Origin of the sequence: Paenibacillus sp. OV219, assembly GCF_900110075.1 — a bacterium.
Classification (GTDB): Bacteria; Bacillota; Bacilli; order Paenibacillales; family Paenibacillaceae; genus Paenibacillus_Z.
Window position 1 is genome coordinate 39,492 of record NZ_FOCJ01000001.1, and the last position, 18,399, is coordinate 57,890.

The 18,399-nt window shown below is 52.6% G+C and carries 12 protein-coding genes and 1 riboswitch; of the genes, 7 read left to right on the forward strand and 5 right to left on the reverse strand.

Annotation, left to right across the window (positions count from 1 at the left end; genetic code table 11):
- Positions 1-230 precede the first annotated feature (230 nt).
- The gene (locus BMY11_RS00160; RefSeq protein WP_090572456.1) at positions 231-3,056 is read right to left on the reverse strand and encodes a GxGYxYP domain-containing protein; all 2,826 of its coding nucleotides are present in this window, start codon (positions 3,054-3,056) and stop codon (positions 231-233) included.
- A 219-nt stretch (positions 3,057-3,275) separates the two neighbouring features.
- Between BMY11_RS00160 and BMY11_RS28655 the strand changes: the two genes are divergently transcribed.
- Genes BMY11_RS28655 through BMY11_RS00170 form a run of 3 tightly spaced genes read left to right on the forward strand, consistent with a single transcriptional unit; the run spans position 3,276 to position 6,811 of the window.
- Entirely contained in the window at positions 3,276-3,440 is a 165-nt protein-coding gene (locus BMY11_RS28655; RefSeq protein ID WP_177182418.1) for a hypothetical protein, read from the forward strand.
- Positions 3,364-5,739 carry a GH116 family glycosyl-hydrolase gene (locus BMY11_RS00165; protein WP_090572457.1) on the forward strand — a complete coding sequence of 792 codons (2,376 nt, stop codon included), beginning with the start codon at positions 3,364-3,366 and terminating at the stop codon, positions 5,737-5,739. The genes BMY11_RS28655 and BMY11_RS00165 overlap by 77 nt, the downstream gene beginning before the upstream one ends.
- A 31-nt stretch (positions 5,740-5,770) precedes the next feature.
- Positions 5,771-6,811, forward strand: a complete 1,041-nt coding sequence (locus tag BMY11_RS00170; RefSeq protein ID WP_090572458.1) for a protein kinase family protein — start codon at positions 5,771-5,773, stop codon at positions 6,809-6,811.
- Positions 6,812-6,870: 59 nt separating this feature from the next.
- On the opposite strand, the gene BMY11_RS00175 is transcribed toward BMY11_RS00170, so the two are convergent.
- Positions 6,871-7,788, reverse strand: coding sequence for an aminoglycoside phosphotransferase family protein (locus BMY11_RS00175; RefSeq protein ID WP_090572459.1), 918 nt, complete (start codon positions 7,786-7,788; stop codon positions 6,871-6,873).
- A 241-nt stretch (positions 7,789-8,029) separates the two neighbouring features.
- Complete coding sequence (locus BMY11_RS00180) at positions 8,030-10,945, reverse strand: family 78 glycoside hydrolase catalytic domain (RefSeq protein ID WP_256217242.1); 2,916 nt, start codon at positions 10,943-10,945, stop codon at positions 8,030-8,032.
- 348 nt (positions 10,946-11,293) lie between these two features.
- Between BMY11_RS00180 and BMY11_RS00185 the strand changes: the two genes are divergently transcribed.
- Together BMY11_RS00185 and BMY11_RS00190 are read left to right on the forward strand one after the other, a co-directional pair.
- The gene (locus tag BMY11_RS00185) at positions 11,294-12,526 is read left to right on the forward strand and encodes an MFS transporter (protein WP_090572461.1); all 1,233 of its coding nucleotides are present in this window, start codon (positions 11,294-11,296) and stop codon (positions 12,524-12,526) included.
- A gap of 18 nt (positions 12,527-12,544) precedes the next feature.
- On the forward strand, positions 12,545-14,317 hold the full coding sequence (locus tag BMY11_RS00190) for a Rieske (2Fe-2S) protein (RefSeq protein ID WP_090572462.1): 1,773 nt from the start codon (positions 12,545-12,547) through the stop codon (positions 14,315-14,317).
- Positions 14,318-14,371: 54 nt separating this feature from the next.
- On the opposite strand, the gene BMY11_RS00195 is transcribed toward BMY11_RS00190, so the two are convergent.
- Positions 14,372-14,617, reverse strand: coding sequence for a hypothetical protein (locus BMY11_RS00195; protein WP_090572463.1), 246 nt, complete (start codon positions 14,615-14,617; stop codon positions 14,372-14,374).
- Between the two features lie 115 nt (positions 14,618-14,732).
- Here BMY11_RS00195 and BMY11_RS00200 point away from each other — a divergent pair, with 115 nt between their 5' ends.
- On the forward strand, positions 14,733-16,565 hold the full coding sequence (locus BMY11_RS00200; protein WP_090572464.1) for an ABC transporter substrate-binding protein: 1,833 nt from the start codon (positions 14,733-14,735) through the stop codon (positions 16,563-16,565).
- Positions 16,566-16,807: 242 nt separating this feature from the next.
- Here the strand turns inward: BMY11_RS00200 and BMY11_RS00205 are convergent, their stop codons facing one another.
- A complete protein-coding gene (locus BMY11_RS00205; RefSeq protein ID WP_090572465.1) occupies positions 16,808-17,224 on the reverse strand; it encodes a cupin domain-containing protein in 417 nt (138 codons plus the stop codon).
- 180 nt (positions 17,225-17,404) lie between these two features.
- Between BMY11_RS00205 and BMY11_RS00210 the strand changes: the two genes are divergently transcribed.
- Positions 17,405-17,956 (forward strand): ATP-binding protein, encoded by a 552-nt coding sequence (locus tag BMY11_RS00210; RefSeq protein WP_090572466.1) that lies wholly within the window; start codon positions 17,405-17,407, stop codon positions 17,954-17,956.
- 76 nt (positions 17,957-18,032) lie between these two features.
- Positions 18,033-18,235: riboswitch (cobalamin riboswitch) on the forward strand.
- Positions 18,236-18,399 lie beyond the last annotated feature (164 nt).

An 18,399-nucleotide genomic window follows, 5' to 3' on the forward strand; every position in this document is an offset into this window, starting at 1 on the left:
CGACTCTCAGTCCCCGAACAGCCGCAGTTCTGCTCCGAGAGTTAGAAAATCAAACTCTCAATGACCAATCGCCGCAGAAACGATAGATTTGAAGCTCTGAGAGTCGGAAAACGCGACTCTCAGTCCCCGAACAGCCGCAGTTCTGCTCTGAGAGTTAGAAAATCAAACTCTCAGCGACCAATCCCCAGAGAAACGACGGTTTGTGCGCTCTCATCTCGGCATATCCTTACCTAGTTAATCGTCACGCTATCCGCGGTGATCGTCGAATTATCATAGTACCACACGCGATACTCCAAGTTCCGATTCAGCGTCTGATTGAAGCTGAGGCTGAAATCCTGATACTGATTCGCCGCTGTAAACTGCTGCCGTGTGATGTCCGCTTGCACAATGCTCGTTCCCGATGTAGCATCGTAGACGTCTATTTTCACAACATTCGCGTTATCGACGGTGTTGTTGTCTACTTTGAGGCGGAACGTTACCTTGCGGCTGCCTACCGGAACATTCGAGTCGTATGGACCGTACACCATATGTCCTTGACCGTCCAGAGCTGAAGAGGCCTGCCAGCCATCACCGCTCACGCGTCCAATGCCATGCCCGATATACGCACCTTCTGCTTCGTATTTGCCAAGCCGCTTGGTCACCGTAACTTTATCAATGCTAATGGTCGCTTTATCCCGATAGTAGGCTCTATATTCGAGCGAGCTGCCCGCTGGATTGTTGAACGAGACGCTGAAATCCTGATACGTGTTGTTGCTCTTGAATTGATTCCGGTACACGTCGAATGTCGACAGCACCGCCCCCGTCGCATTATCGCGCACGTCGACCGTAACGACATTGTCGTTCGTTCCTGTGTTTGTATCAATCTTCATTTTGAAAGTAGCCGTATTCATGCCGACCGGAATGCTACTGTCGTAAGGGCCCCACAGCATGTAGTCAGCATTGTGCGAAGCGACGTTCGCCGACCAATCGCTTCCGCTTGCCGCACCAGTCGTATGCGAGAAATTGCTCTCCGCCTCATACGTCTTGACGACGGTGGATGGGTCAATCGGCAAATTGTTATTTTCGCGCATCAGTTGGAAGTACGTATCTGGCCTTACGAATACAACGTTGCTGTTGCTGCTGAAGTTATTAACGGCATCTACAAAGTTCTGATAATTCACATCCCACGGATTCGCTTGAATGCTGACAAATCGAGGGGATGTTCCGTTCCAGCCTGCTATCGCGCCATTAATCTCTGAGATGAGCGTAGCTAACGAATAGCAATACGTCGCGTTCAAGCCTTGGACAGGCAACGTATTGTTGTAAACCGTTATCGCTCCGCCGCCAGCCATGGACGTTAATCCAAGCAGGGAAGGGGCATTTTGAGCAAAGCTATTGCCGACGTTCGTATTAATGCCGCCCGTAATCGTATTCCAGATCGTCGAAATCTTCAGTCCTGCTCGGTTCATATAATCATTAGACAACGCGACGAAGCTGTCGAGATACGATTGATTACTCCAATTATTCGGGTACGTATAGCCGACCCCTGAAGGTCCAGCAATTAACACATCATTCGCCGTTGCGCTTGTGTGCAAATAGTTAAGAAGGCCGGGCATCGCATCAAGCATAGCCGGGGAGACGGTCCAGCCGAGAGGCACGGTTCCTCTGTTCGAAGAGTCCCACAGCTTCTTGAACCGGTGCTCCATATATTGCAAATTATCGCCATCGCTTAGAATGAGCGACACATAGATTTTGTTCTGAAGCGGAGGCTTATTCGGGATCGGCTTCACATTCACCGTTCGCGAAGTGCCGCTGAATACCGTTAAGTTAGAGGAGAAGTCGCTGGCTACTGTAGAAACACCGTATGCCGAAGCCGCTTGAACGCCTATCGCTTCATCCGGCCACCATCCCATATAAACACCGCTGCCGTTTGGCATCCCGGAGAGGAACGATTGCAACAGCGTATTCTCAGCGGGAACGGAAGGATCAAGCCAAATAATTGCAGCGCCGGTTGCCATCGCATAATCGCGCAGGAACCCTTTAATCGTCGGATTCAGCCCGATAATCATTTTGTGGGTAACGAGCGACCAGTAGTTGTTGTACATGTACTGATACACGGCTAGCTTGCTGCTGAAATCACCGCGTAGGTCATCCAAGATCGGCAAGCTGTACGGGGCAGAGGTCAGCTTGGTGACCAAGCTTGCCGGAGCAACGATACCGTTCGATCGAGAAGCGATGAGCGTAGCGAGGTTAATCGTATCTGGAACAGCATCATCATAGACGACAATGCCGCTAATTTCGCTGGCGTATTTGGTAATGAGCGACCAGTTATCCGCAACATCGGTGTGGCCGATACCGAGCGCATTCAGCCAGGTGTCTTTTCCGTCTTCATTTTTCACGGCGTCATCGTATGTATAAATTCTTGGCTGCGTTTTGTTGACGAGTCCTTTAAGCGTTGTAAAAAGCACAGATTCATCGACTTTACTATCTGGATGCGTGCCGACAGCGTCTACCTTCGTGTAGGCTCGGCCGTACCAGTACACCCTGAATTCAAGTGAATGCCCGGCAGTTGCATTCGTGAATGGCAAAGTGAATCGTTGGTAACTGCCAGCCTGTGTCCACTCTTGGCGGTGAACATCTCGCGTCGCCAGCGTCGTGCCGCTCGTACTGTCTCTGACATCTATCGTTACAATGACATCGTTGTTAACGGTATTGTTATCGACAATCATATCGAAGAATGCTGTATTGGCTCCAGTTGGAATGTTGGTGGCGTACGGGCCATAAACCATATGCGCGTTAGCAGCATCAACGCCGGTCTGCGCGAGCCAGCCGTTGCCGTCCAAATGGCCGGTGCCGTGTCCCATCGTCTCCGCTTCGTATTTGTATTCGGTTACAAGATTCATTTCGTCAAGTGTCGAAGCTGGTGCGGAGAAGGATGGAAGAATTTGTCCCGAAGGCCAAGATAGTCCTGCAGCCTCCGCCTTGGGGAGCGGGGTAAAAGGGGATGAAGCTGCTGCGATGACTAGCGCAATGAAGGTCGTGCCTAACCTCTTATTCCATTTCCAGTTCCCTTTCATGTGTATCCTCCTTTGAATGTGGTGGAGCCGCATAGATGCCTCTGATGAGAGAAGTTTGTCTATGCATGATATATATAATCAATATAACTAGAGAAAATGACTGTTCTTTCATTTCAAAATGATTCTGGTTTTGGTATAGGAGGAAATCCCACTTCCGCTGCGAATTACTACATGATTCCGTTAATTAATCAACGCTACTTTAGTAAAGGGGTTAATTGAATGAAGCAGCAAGTGGATTCGAAGGCGAAAATAAAAACGTATCCGAAAGACGTCCTGTTCGCTCGTGGAGAGCAGCGTGAGTTCAAGCATGATGCGAAAGAAGCCGCTTTTCTGCTGCGGTATTGGTACTGGCAATATTTCGCTCGGGGCACGCGGCGAGCTTAGAGATTTTGAAATTTTTAACCGTCCAGGGAAGGGCAATCAGCTCTACTACAGCTTCTTCGCGATTTGGGCGAAGACACATGGCGGCGGCGAGCCGATCGCCAAAGTACTGGAAGCGGAGCTTCAGCCGCCATATGGGCTGAACGGCAAAGGGTATCACGCCGGCACGATGTCAGGACTGCCGCGATTGAAAGCATCGAAGCTGCGCGGGGAGTATCCGCTGGCCGAGGTGGAGTTCGAGGATGCATCACTGCCTGTTAACGTAAAATTGGAAGCGTTTACGCCATTTATTCCGCTCAATGCGGACGACTCCGGCATTCCTGCGGCTGTGCTCCGCTACAAGGTGAGCAATCCGTCATCGCTGCCTGTCGACGTATCCATTGTAGGGAGCCTGTCCAACCCAGTTGGCTGGCAGGGACTTGATCGGTTCGACAATACGCTCGTCGCCGAAGTCGGCGTGAACGAGCTGCGTGAGGATGGTCGGATTACAGGCGTCCACTTCACCTCGCCGAAGCTGCCTGCTGATCACCTGAGAAACGGCAGCATGAGCTTAATCACAACGTCAGAGGATGTCACTATGAAGCCGACTTGGCAGATTGGCAGCTGGTGGGATGGAGCGCACGAGTTTTGGGATGATTTTGCCGAAGATGGAAGGCTCGAGCAAATTCCGGTTGTCGATAACGGGCAAGTGGCGATTGCGCCGCAATCACGGCTGCGAGTAGGCTCCATTGGCAGCTATGCGACACTGCTCCCGGGCGAAGAGAAGACGTTCGAATTCGTGCTGGCGTGGCATTTTCCGAATCGGCCGAAGCATTGGGATGAAGATTATCAGGTTCAGCCGGGGGAGATCATCCGCAACCATTATGCGACTAAGTTTGCAGATGCTTGGGACGCTGGACGCTACCTGATTGAAGAGCTGGATCGTCTTGAGAAGGGCACACGGTCGTTCCATCAAGCGCTGTTTAGCAGCACATTGCCTGCTTATGTCATTGATGCGCTGTCTGCGAACATGACGGTGCTGCGCAGTCCGACCTGCTTCCGTGTCGAAGGGGGCACCTTCTACGCGTTCGAGGGAAGCCATTCGCAGCATGGCAGCTGCCACGGAACCTGTACACATGTATGGAATTATGCGCAGACAGCGGCATTCCTGTTCCCTGAGCTGGAGCGAAGCGCGAGAAATGTAGAGTTTCTCATTGAGACAGACGAGACCGGCAATATGGCATTCCGCACGCAGCAGACGTTCGGCATGGGGCGTCAGAACATGCCGCCTGCCGTCGATGGTCAGATGGGCACGATTGTCCGGCTGTACCGGGAGTGGAAGCTAAGCGGCGACCATGATTTCCTGCACGGCGTATGGGAGAAGGCGGGGCTGGCGCTGGATTTTGCATTCGGGCACTGGGATTCGGACGGTGACGGCGTACTGGACAGCGAGCAGCATAATACGTACGATATTGAGTTCTTTGGACCGAACTCGCTGGCTAACTCGCTCTTCCTCGCAGCGCTGAAGGCTGGTGCTGAGATGGCGGCGTTTGTTGGTGACACGGAGCGGGAAGAGCGCTATGCAGCGGCGTTCGAGCGCGGGCAGAAGCGGGTCGACGAGCTGCTCTGGAACGGCGAGTACTACGTGCAGCGCATTGACGATGTGAATTCGCATCTATATCAATACGGCATCGGCTGCCTGTCGGACCAAGTGTTCGGCCAGTTCCTCGCGCATGTGGCGGGGCTTGGTTATATATTGCCGGAAGCGCATGTGAAGCAAGCGGTCGCTTCGATCTTCCGCTACAATTTCCGCACGGACTTCTATGGACATGCCAATGTGCAGCGCACATATACGCTTAATGATGAACAGGGGCTGTTGCTTTGCTCGTGGCCGCATGGCGGACGTCCTAAGGTTCCATTCGTTTACGCGGACGAAGTGTGGACGGGAATCGAGTACCATGTTGCCGCTCATCTCATCTACGAGGGCATGATTGAGGAAGGGCTGACGCTTGTAAAAGCAGTCCGCGACCGTCATGATGGCTACCGTCGCAATCCGTGGGCGGAGGAAGAGTGCGGCTACCACTATGCGCGTTCGCTTGCGAGCTGGGCTGTGCTGCTATCGCTCAGTGGTTTCACCTACGATATGCGTGAAGGGACGATCAGCTTCGCGCCAGTCATCGAACAGGACGATTTCAGCTGCTTCTGGAGCACTGGTACTGCTTGGGGCACGTACCGCCAGCAGCGAAACGCCTCAACAGGTGAACTGGAAAAGTCTCTGGATGTGCGATATGGGGATGCGGGAAGTGTGCGTTTGAAGGGATAGAAGCAGCAGAGATACAAGGGGATTGAACATAGTGAATTTTCTAGAAGCTCTGCGTAGCTCCTTTGAAGACGAGGAGAATATTATTCTTTGCAACTCCATTCTTGGCATGTCAGACGCCGCTCAAATTGTGGTTGATATGGACCATTTCTGTGAAAGTCATTTTAATAGCCCGATCCGCTCCTGTCTGTCCATTAGCTTTAGCGTCGGCGCTTCATTTGGCTTCGAGCTGGAGAACGGCAAACAAATCTTTGTCAAAGTGCACAAGCCTACATCTGCGGATACGATAACAGCCATTAGCAAACCTTATTTAACTGCTGTTTCGAATGTGCAGAGAGCCCTTGCGGGGAGTGGATTTCCTTGTCCTCGCGTCCTATTAGAGCCGACGGAGTTAGGTTATGGAATTGCGACCGTTGATGAATTCGCAGCGCCAGGCGAGCTCAAGGATGCCCATATGCCAGAAATTCGTGCGTCAATCGCACAAACTTTGGCTCAATTGATTAAGAGCACCGAGCCTTATAAGGATACGGAAGGATTGGCTACCGGGCGATTCTGTGCGGATAAAACGTTATATCCGATTCCTCATAATGACTTATTCAACTTTGAGCGCACGGCAAAGGGAGCCGAATGGATAGATGCAATCGCCGAGAGGACTAAGGCGGTCGTTACCCGGATAAAGGGCCGTGAAGTGCTTGGCCACCTGGATTGGTCGCTGAAGCATTTTCGATTCAATGGCAACGACGTTGCGGTGGTTTATGATTGGGATAGTTTGAAATTAGAAGATGAGCTCAATGTCCTCGGGATTGCAGCTGCTACTTTCACAACCACATGGGATATTCCGGTCAAAGTCACGCCGTCTCAGGAAGAGTCGCATGCGTTCGTGGGCGAATACGAGCAAGTGCGTGGTTCGAAGTTTTCTAGCGAAGAGTGGGCCAAAATATCCGCAGCGGCTACTTTTGTCATGGCATACGTTTCGCGCTGCGAGCATGCGCTTGACTCCGAAAGTAATAATTACGAGGGAAGCTTCCGGCAAGCGTTAGCATTGATGCGCGGGGATTTTTATTTGGATATCTAGCTTTGGAATGGGAGCTGCTTTCCTTTAGGGGAGGCAGCTCTCTCTAGTATGTTGCTGTTCTATTGCTTGTACCAGTTCGGGATGACGCTGGTGAAATTCCGGTGATCATCCAATAGGGTACGAATGCGATCCATCATGGAATCAATGTCCTTCGGCACGACCTTCAGAGTCCATGTGATTGTTCCGAATATCGTCATAGCCGCATATAGCGCGTATAGGTTCCAGAAATTTTCTTGAACGTGGTTGCCGTCAAAATATCCGTCGATTTGCCCAATTGAGAATGGAATGCTGACCTCTCGGCTGAAATAGGCGACTTTAAAGAAATCATGATACGGGTCACCCCAATCATAACGATTGAAATCGATGGCCGCCGCGTAAGCGCCATGATGAATGAGCAGATTAGCCGGATGGAAGTCGTCGTGCTGAAACCGATTCGGACGACCTTCAAGCAGCGGCAAATGTTGATCGATAAAAGCAATAACGGCAGCTTCCTCGGGAAGCTTAACTCCGCAGCGGAAATATTCATCCATCTGGCGGTTGTGCTTCGCAATCCTGCGAGTTGACCACTGTTCCATGGGCATAGGCGCTTCCACACTGTGCATCAAGCGCAGTTCCCGTCCCGCTGCAACTCCCACATCGTACTGTTCATTTTCCGACATGGAGGGTAGTTTTTCTAAAGCGTCTTCCCCTTCTACATATCGCAACACCATGTAACATAACTTAAGCTCTTCGAGTGTGCCAAAAGCAATAGGCTCAGAGGTTCTAACGCCAAATTGATGCACGCGTCCAATTGTTTCAAACTCCAGGCGTTTCTTTTCACTCTCGCTGATTGTCGCTGTGCGGAGCACATAGGTAGGATTGTCGCTGTTCTCGTAGATGAGGTACTTGCTGTCATAGGAGAACCCTTTGTGGATCTGAGAAACAGCCGTCGCTGTGCGTAATTGCGGGATGAAAGCTTGAATATCGGTGAGTTGCATGAGTAGACTCCTTTCGACATAGAAGTGTATAAGTAAATTTCAACGCATTAGATGGGAAACCCTTCCAAGTAAATCGGTAAAAAAGTGAAAGAAGTGAAAGAAGGGTACGTGTTACCCTACATAGGCGGAAATCCGGCGGAAACTTGCGGGGTGTAACGTCCTAATAGTCGTAGACCCCATTACAATACAAAAAAAACGGTGAAAGTCACCCCATAGAGTAGACTCCCACCGATTTCCTAACTTACCCGATTCGAACCTCATCAATTGCAAGCTCGTAGCCTTCCGGCTGCTCATACGCCAGCTCAACATGCTTCGGTGCAACGACGCGAAGCTTCATGACGTTCGCCGCCGTATCCAGCGACCAAGAGACGTCGATGCGGCCGCTGCCTGGCATCGGCACGGAGCCGCGCGCCCATGATAGGCCGACCGGCTTCGGCGCAATGGACACCTTCGTCCAGCCCGGGCTTGCGCCGCGTACGCCTAGCACCTCGGCGCCGAGGAAGAACGCCGGTCCTGCGGACCAAGCGTGGCAATGGCTGCGCGTCAGCATCTTCGGATTATGCGTAATGCCGCTCGTCGGATACACTTCCCATACACTTGTCGCGCCGTTGTCGACCATTGCTCCGTATTGGTGCAGAATATCCGCCGTCATCGTGTCCTGATGCCCAAGCTTTGCAAGCGCTTCGTAATAGAAGAAGGACATGAACGGACTGCCAATCTGGACAAAATGAGCCGGCGGCTCAACAACGTAACGATCCAGCACCTCAGCGCGTTCACCTTCCGCAATGTCGCAGAGCATGGCGATGACTTGTGTTTGCATACTCACCGTTTCGGATGGACGACCATCAATGTGGATGCAATCCAGATAAGCAGCGCGGTCTGCATCCCACAGCTGCGCATTGATCGCGCTGCGAAGCATCGACGCTTGCTCCAGTAGATCAGAGCCGCCAGCCTCATCGCCTGCGGCCGATGCGAGAGCAGCGGCATCGCGGAGCGACTTCACGAGGAACATATTTTGCGGTGAGACGACGCCATCGCCTGGCTGCTCGAAGTTCGCCCAGTCGAGCAGGTTCCAGCCCCGCTTGCAGAACAAGCCGCGTTCATCAATGTGCTTCAAGTAATGCTCCAGCGTGAACCGGACATGCGGCCACATATCCCGCGCGAACTGTTCATTGCCGGTATATTGATAATGCTCCAGGCAAGCGGTGACCCAGAAGAATGTCCAGTTCGGTATAACGCTGCTCCAACCGCTTGGTACTTGATCGCCATAGAGAGGTGATTGGAATGTAGAACCGGGAACAAGCCGCAAGCAGCGCTCAACGATATCCGCATCGCCAAAAGCGTAATAGTTGATCAGTGAAGCATTGCGCGCATCGCCGACCCAGTACGTCTGCTCGAAAGCAGGGCAGTCCACGAACGTATCTTCCATACAGAGCCGCGTCGAATCACGGCTAATCCGCCAAATCTCATTCAACATCGCGTTGCTGGATTGGAATACACCGACATTTGCGACAGGGAAATTGCTCTGCAGCAGCTTCACTTCTACGAGCTTCACAGGACGCGAGGCACCGCGCACCGTAATCGCCAAGTAGCGCAGTCCGCGGCGTACAACCGACACGTACGATTGTCTGCCTTCTCGGCATGTGTAGCGGAACGTGTTGTCCAGCTCGTACGTATGCTGGCGCCAGCCGTCACGCATAAATTCAAAGCCATAACCGTCGATGACCGTACCTTCAGCCGCATCGACCTCGAAGGCAATAAAACCGGACAACTCCCGGCCAAAATCAATGACGAGCTCGGTATCCAGCTCCGCATGTACAGGCACGACACCGGTATTGCCGCTAGCGAGCACGACTTGTTGCAATTGAACCGGTACAGGCTGCGGCTGCTCTACGACATGCCATACGGACTCGCCGTACACATCGGTACGAGTGAACAGATCCTCCGGCACCTCACGCACCGATTCGGAGAAATCACTTAGCAGCTGCTCAGCTGATCCGACCCCCAGCATGCGGTCATACTCCGGCTGCTCCTTGCGCATGGAAGATTCCGGCTGATGGTCGATGTGCTCGGCCCAGTCGAACGCTCCAATTGCCGCGAACGGAACGGAGCTGGACACAGCGCCTGTTTCGTCATTGCCGCTTTTGCTGCCCGCAAGCGGAGAGCGCACCTCGAACGGCACATCCGCGTGGAGTCCGAGGTGATAGCCATGACCGTGCGAGCCACGGCTTAGATCGAACAGGAGGAAATGCTCGCCCGCAGGTAGCTCCGCCGTTACGAACTGCTGAGGACTTTCGCCATAATAATCTGCACGATCGAGCCATTTGCCGTTAATGCTGACCCGAAGTGGAATTCGACCATTGTCGACGCTGCCAATTGTGAACGCTGCCGCTTTTGAGAGTGTCACTATCGTTGCCATAAACCCAATAAAGGAAGTCGGATTCGCATGATTGACGCTATCTGGAATGAGCAGCGTCCGAACATCGAACACTCCATTCCAAGCGGCTGGCTTCACGAAGTTCAACTCTTCTACGCGGGCAGGGTAGATCGGTTCTTCGGTCAGATATGGAATGGAGCGAGGTACAAGGCTCGTCCACGGCGCCATGCCAGCATTACCAATGACGACAGCCGATTCCCAAGTGGAATCATCGAACGTCGCTTCCGTCCATGTATCGTTTACGCTTCTTGCATCATATCGCTCGGCAAAAGCAAGCTGGCACGAAATACGCGACGAACGCGCATCGTAACCGTCATGAACCGTAGTCGTCCAACTCGAGTCTGTTGCAGCGATGATGCGCTCGGTACCGTCCTCTACAGCCGTCGAAGCTACTTGCAGCAGTAAGCCGCCTCTGCCGCGCAAATATTGGAACGTCGCGACGCCATAATGCAAGACAAGCACAGCAATCGTGTTGCTGCCGGCTTTCAATAGATGTCCGATCTCATATTCATCATAGGCAAGCTCGAACGGCCAAGACCGAACTGGTCCGCGTCCAACCTGCACTCCATTTACATAAAGCACATAGCGAGAGTCTGCCGTCAGCTTCACAGTTGTATTGCTGCTGCCCTCCGCCTCGTATTTAAAGCTATTGCGGAAACAACGCCACGCATTGCGCGGGCTTTCTTCGCCAGAACCCCAAATCCATGATGCATGCCACATTGATAAGCGGCCTCCTTCTATTGTAGATATATCGTTATCTCCCTCATTGTAATGGAGAATGTCCGCGCTTACAGGGTTTGATTCGGACATTATAGGGGTCATTTCAGACATGTAACCGTTCAATCTTGAGCTAAAATTCCCGTCAAGTGAAGCATAAGAGCCCGAAACGACCATATCCCTGCAAAAAGGCTGATTTTGCCGCTGAATCGGGACGTAGGCCAAGCATATCCATTATTTTCGCACGAGAGGGGGAAATAAAGCGCTTACCATAATCAGTCGCTATGATACAATGTCAGCAATTGGATGAGCAGATAGCTGCTTGTCTTGCAGGAGGAGGACCTTTCGCACATGAAGGCAAGTTTCGGAATTCGATGGAACAACCCGTTTAGAAGCGCTCCTGTACCGAAGGAACGACAGCTCGGCAGAGAGGCGATCATTGCGCTTATCATTCATGGGTGCTTTCAATTCGGCGCATCGATGTCCGGTCTCTTTCTGAATTTGTATCTATGGCGCCTCACGCAGGATCTGGCGGTTAACGGGTTCTATAACATGATCGTATTCTTGTTCACGCCTGTCGCCTTTGCACTCGGCGGATGGATTGCGAAACGGAAGGACCGGATGGTCACCTATCGTCTCGGCATCCTGACAATTGCGGTATTTTACCTGCTCGTCGTTATCGCACAGGAGAAGGTAGCGGAGTGGTACATGCTATTCGCCATCTTCCAAGGGATGGCCAGCGGGTTCTATTGGACTGGATATCTCGTGCTGCAATACGATGTGTCGACAGAGAGTAACCGGATTCGTTTTCTCGCGATTAATATGATTGTCTTCAGTTCCGCGGGGCTTGTCGGACCAGCGCTGGCAGGATTTATCATTCGTATGAATGATGGTCTTCAAGGCTATATTTTTACGTTCCTTATTGCTTTTGTTATGTTCGTGCTCGCTTCCGTTATCAGCTTCCGGATCCCAACCGTTCCGCTCCATCATCGAACCTATCATCTGAATCTGATGGGCATCGTCATGCGCAAGAACGCGGTGTGGCTCAAAGGACTGGCCTCGTTTTTCGTGCTCGGCTTATTTCAAGGCATTATGCTGTTTCTGCCGAATATATTACTCTATCAAACCGTTGGACGAGAGGACTGGGTTGGCTACTTCGGCGTCTTCTTCGCCTCGCTTACCGTTGCAACCGGCTATATCATCTCGCGCAAAGCGAAGAAAGAGCAGGTACGGAAGTACGTGCTGTTCTCGACGACCGGTATTCTGTGTGGGGCGGTGTTCCTGCTCTATGACGTATCGACGTGGACGGTGGTTATTTTCATGATTATGTTCTCTATTTGTAACCCGCTTGCGGTCAACACACTGACGTCTTACTATTACAGGCTGATCGGAACACTTCCGCTAAAAGGACAGCTGAAGGTAGAGTCGGTCGTCATGCGCGAGGTGTTTCTGAATGCGGGACGGATACTGTCGATCACGCTGCTGCTGAGCTTCTCCAAGAATCTCGACTCGATCTGGCTGCCGGTTGTGCTGACAGGCTCGGCTGCAATGCAATATGTGTTGTTCTGGCTAATACGAGAATAAGATGGAGGAGATGGATGGATGAGTACGAAGACAGATTGGATTCAGGCTGGCAACGTCGCAGAATTGCGGGAAAAGGGTGCTACCGTCGTTCGAGGTGGAATTGCAGTCTTCTCCCATGAAAATCAAATCTTCGCCGTCGATAACCGCTGTCCGCATCTCGGTTTTCCGCTGCATATGGGCAGCTTGTGCGATGGAATCTTAACCTGCCACTGGCATCATGCTCGGTTTGACGTATGCAGCGGTGGGACGCTTGACCCTTGGGCGGACGATGTGCCGTCTTATGAGGTGAAGATTGAAGACGAGCAAGTCTATGTGAATCCGCGACCGAGATCGGCGAATCATATCGAGAAATACAAAGAGCGGTTAATGGAAGGGCTGCAGCAAAATATTAGCATCGTCATCGCCAAAGCCGTCGTAGGTCTCGTTGAAGCGAATGTGCCCGATGCAGAAATCGCGCGGATTGGCATTCAGTTCGGCACCGAGAACGGCAATGGATGGAACTCAGGTCTCACGATACTGACCGCAATGGTCCGGATTATTCCGAAGCTCGATAAGCAGGGACGGATATTGGCGCTCTATCAGGGGCTTGTTCATGTTGCACGGAACAGTTCTGGCCGAAGCAGCCGCCATCTGCTAGGAGCGCTTCCGTCAGCGGACGTATCCTTCGATAGACTGGCTGGTTGGTACCGCAATTGCATCGAAGTGCGGGATACGCAAGGGGCGGAGAAGCTGGTTGTTACCGCGATTGAAAAAGGGATGAGTGTGGAGCGGATCGCGGATATGATGCTCATCGCGGCAACGGACCATTTCTATCTCGACGGCGGGCATGTGTTCGACTTCCATAACAAGGCGTTCGAAGCGCTGGAGCTTGCTGGGGACGGACAAGAGAAGCGAATCCTGACATCACTTCTGCATATGATGGGCAATCCGACTCGAAGCGAGGAACAGCACCATTGGCAGGCGCCGGTTAACCTGGTCGAGCCGATTCAAGAAGCGGTGAGGCAGCTGGCGGAGCGAGGTGCTGGTGCAGGCGAGAACGCGGGCAATGGAGAAGGAGTGAAGGCGAATCAGGATGAGGGGTTCATCCTGGAACAGCTGCTTAGTGAACAGCCGCTCCAGACGATTGAGCTTGTGAAGAACCTGCTGCTCTCCGGCATGCCGCCGGCGCAGCTGGCACAGCTCGTGACGCTTGCCGCAGTGGAGCGGGTCGTACGCTTCCATACGCAGAACGACTTTCGCGATTGGGTCGCGGTTCTGCATACGTTCACGTACGCGCATGCCGTACATGAGCGGCTGCTGCACTCGGAAGAACCGCTGCTGCAACGGGCGATCTTCCACGGGGCGATCAGCGTCTATCTCGATCGCTTCTTGAATGTTCCGGCGGCGAAGCGTCCGAAGGTGGTGGCTGGCAGCGGGGAGGCAACGGCTGTGCCGGGTACGGAGGAGCTGCTGCAGCTCCTCGATCAGCGTCAGCAGGTCGATCGCGCGGCACAATGGGCGGCGGATTATATTGCGCGCGGCGGAGAAGTAGCGGCGCTGCTGAACACGCTTGGCGCAGCGTTGCTTCGAGAGGATGCGGAGTTCCATACGTTCCAAATGTACGAGGCGGCTGTAGCGGAATATGAGCGCTGGTCAGTAAGGCAGGATGCTTTTGCGCTTCGTGCTCAGGAGACGATGCTGCTAGCATGTACGCGTTACCTGGCAGCACACGCTCCGACAGCTCGCGAGCTCCCGCATACGGCGCAGATCGCGTGGCGGCTGCATCGAGGCGAGCGATTGTTCGAGGAGTAAAAAAGAGGAAGGCGGTTTTTCACTTTATATAAAGTGGAAGGCCGCCTTTTGCAATCATTCAGCATGAATCTGCTCACCTCGCTCGCATTCTGAACGATCGGGTTTTGAGGATGTTTTGGCCAGCAGCCATTTGCTTAAATAGCTGGGCAGTTTGAATCTGGCTGCTGGCACTGCTTTTTGTGCTTGCTGTTTTACATTTGCCTGGCGGATGTGCTCGGAGCTTTGTATATTCCGCGCAAGCTCCTCTTGCTGATACTGCCACAATTTCTCATTTGTGTAAGTGCTATTGTGCTGTAACATTTTGTTTCCCCCTCTGCTATTTATAGCTTTATTATGCGCTCGCTAAAAGGGGATAAAAAGAGTAGAATCTTCATAACAGACTTCCCCTTTTATGACGATTAGGAGGTAATGCGAGGTGCACAGCGGAACAGCGGAACGATATTTGGACTTGTATAAGCGGTTTGCAGAGGAATCAAATTCAATCGGCACCCCTGTTGAAGTCTCGCTCGAAGAGCTTGCAGAGGTGCTCTATTGCACGACGCGCAACGTAAAGCTCGTGCTGCGCAAGATGGAAGAAGAGGGGCTTATCCAGTGGCTACCGGGACGGGGACGCGGCAACCGGTCACGGCTTATTTTTTTGGTGGAACGGGATGCGAAGTTGCTCGATCTGGCGCGGCAAATGGCACAGCGCGGCGATTATAAGCTTGCTTTCGAGCTCATTCATAAGCATGGTTCGGGGTCTCATGCGAAGGAACGGTTCGCGGAGTGGCTTGATCAACATTTCGGCTACCGCGCGGAAGCGGGCGACGGAAAGCTGCCTGTTGATACGCTGCGGATGCCGGTCCAAAATCCGATCATTACGCTCGATCCGGGCGATGTCTATTTTTCGTTCGATGCACATATGGTCCGGCAAGTATTCGACTGCTTAGTTGAGCTGGATACGGCAACCGGCCGGGTAGTCCCAGCGCTCGCCCATGCTTGGGAATGCAATAATGATGCGACGGTATGGCAATTTCATCTGCGTAAAGGCGTTCATTTCCATAATGGACATCCGCTGACGGTGGAGGATGTTTTGTTTACGCTTGAGCGGCTGCGGTCGGGTAAGTCGCATAGCTGGGTGCTGCGTTCGGTTTTGATGATAGAAGCGGTAGGGCCGCGCACAATCCGCATTGCGCTTGCGAAGCCGAACCGAATTTTCCATCGTTTCATGTGCTCGACGACGGCTTCGATTGTACCGAAGGAAGCGGTGCTAAAGGAGGGAGAAGCGTTCTGGCGCAGCCCGGTCGGGACAGGGCCTTTTATGATTACCGAGTGGAATGAGGACCGGCTTATGCTTGCGGCAAATCCGAGCTACTACCGTGAGAGAGCGCATCTGGATGGCGTCGAGATTGCCTTTATGCCTCCGGAGCACGGTGTTTCCTCGCGTAAATGCTGGGAGAAGCTGCTGGTGGATCATAACAGCCAAGAGCAGCAACCGGATATGGATTTGGATTCGGTCGAGGTTCTCAGCCAAGGCTGTACGCTCATTACTTGGAACATGGGGCGCCAAGGTCCTCAGCAGTCGCCGCTCTTCCGCAAAGCAATCGATCTGCTGATTGACCGGAAGCGGATGATAGAGGAGCTTGGCGAAGAACGGATGTATCCGGCACACGGATTCCGCCCGGATGAGCATACGCCGTACCGAAGTGTGCGGTATGATCCTGTTGAAGCGGATATGCTGCTGCGCGCGGCAGGGTACGATGGGACGCCGATTACGTTGTTTGCGGGCAGCAGCTATCGAGGGGATACAGCATGGATTCAGGCTCGCTGTGCTGAGCACGGTATCCCGGTCAATATCCAAATCCAGGATGGCATCGACTATAAAAAGCGGAGAAATGTCCAAGAGGCGGATTGCGTGCTGTACAGCATTGTGCTGGATCAGGACGAGGTGTGTGAGATTGAATCCTACGAGCAGCAAGGCAGCTTCTTAAAGGAGCACCTTCACCCTGAATTCCGTGAATGGTCCAAGCGTCAAATCGACCTCGCGCTCGCCGCCAAATCGACAGATGAGCGGCGCATCCTGCTCGGACAGATCGAGGAGCGGCTTCGCGAGGAGACCTATGTGCTGTTCCTCATCCACCGGAAGAACAATGCGGCATACCAGCCGGGGCTGAAAGGCATAACGGTGTCGCCGCTCGGCTGGATCGATTTCAAGGATGTTTGGGTGCAGAGCGCGGAGAAATCGACTGTCGGTGTCGGGGGCGAATGAACGCTGAGCGTCAGAAATGAACGAGTGAAAGTCGACTGAGAGAACTGAGAGAACTGAGAGAGCACATACGTGCTCTCAGCATCCAAAATGCGCCGAAAGTCGGCTGAGAGAACAAATATGACCTCTCAGCGCCGAAGTTCAACAAACTAACCAATATTCTGAGGCTGAGAGAGCACATACGTGCTCTCAGCATCCAAAATGCACCGAATGTGTGCTGTGTGAACAAATATGGCCTATCCGCCTCAAACCGGCCGCAGCCCTTCCAGCTCCGGCAGCAGCGTCACGCTCTCCTGTTGGTTCGGATCGGTGCGGGCGATCACGGCTGAGCATGGCTCGGTATCGGAGACGTTATACGTCAAATGCGGGACACCGGCTGGGATGTACAGGAATTGCCCTGCCTCCACCTCGACATACTGCTCGAGCTGCTCCCCGTGCCACATGGCTGCTTTTCCACGGAGCACATAGATCGCCGTCTCGTGATCTTGATGCAGATGCGCTTTGCTGCGTCCGCCTGGCGGTATGGTCAGCAGATGCATACAGATTCCCCTCGAGCCTGTGCTCTCTGCTGAGATAGCCTCCATATAATCAAATCCTTGGTTTCCCTGGCTCTCACTCGTCATACGGATCACTTTGCATCCTGGTCCCGGAACGTTACTCATGCAGCACGCCTCCCCGTATAAATAACAATGCTTCTCCTAACATATTCCACATTTTAGAAAACTCGACCTCCAACCAGACCACCCAAAACTTCCCTAAATTTCCGCAACGTACACAGGACTTCCCCCTGTACAAGCGAATAGAAATAGCAGCCATCCCAAAATGTGAATGGAGCTGAATCCATGACCAGACTAGTAGTCGTCACAGTAGGCGTAACCCATAGCGGTAAGTCTACTTTCGCCCGAGCATTAGAGCATCAGCTGCCAAATTCAGTTGTGGTCGACCAGGACAACCATGCGGAGTTCATCAACTCCTACTACATGAAACTTAGGCCAAAGGATGGCCCGCCTCAGCTCAAATATGCCGTTACCCAAACGATAGTAAATTACGCGATCCATCAGACCAATCTCCATCTCATCCTCTGCAACTCCAATCGGGACCGAGAAGGAAGGGAGCAGCTTCTGAAGCATTTTCAGAATGAGGGCTTCATCACCGTACTGGTCGAATTTGATCTCCCAGATCATATCCTCCAGCAGCGAGTGGCGAACAGCGAGCGCAGCAAAAAGATTTTCCGGTCTGCCTCATCATTCGAGGAGGTGCTCCGAAGGCAGCAAGCAGATCCACACAACGTCGCCATGAATAAGCCTACAGCTGAAGAGGCTGATTTTATGTACACGATACGGTCCACTGACGATGTGCAATCCGTCATTCAGCAGATTATCCGAATTTTTTGAAAAGGAGCTGCAGCGAAAACGGCCAAATCCTAGATAGACAACTCTAGTAAAAGCCAGTATGATGGAACGATGAATTGAATATCGGATCCGTAAAGGTGCAGTCTTGCAACAGCCAAGTGACTGCTTAAAAGGGAAGTTCGGTAATAATCCGACGCGGTCCCGCCACTGTAATTGAGGAGCGACTCTAGTAGAATGCCACTGGTTCGTAAGCTGAGCTGGGAAGGTTAGAGAAGCGATGATTCATGAGCCAGGAGACCTGCCTTTGCGTGAGTGTTTACCAATTCTTCGGGAGGTGAGAATTGGAAGCGGAAGCTTGGCACATTGCTGTCAGCTTTATTTTGTTTGCGCTGCGTTCGATTAGCGCTTCTTCGCCGCCTGCATGTAAAGCCGCCCACTAGGGCGGCTTTTTTTGTCTTCTCCGATCGTCTCTGACGATTCGGGAT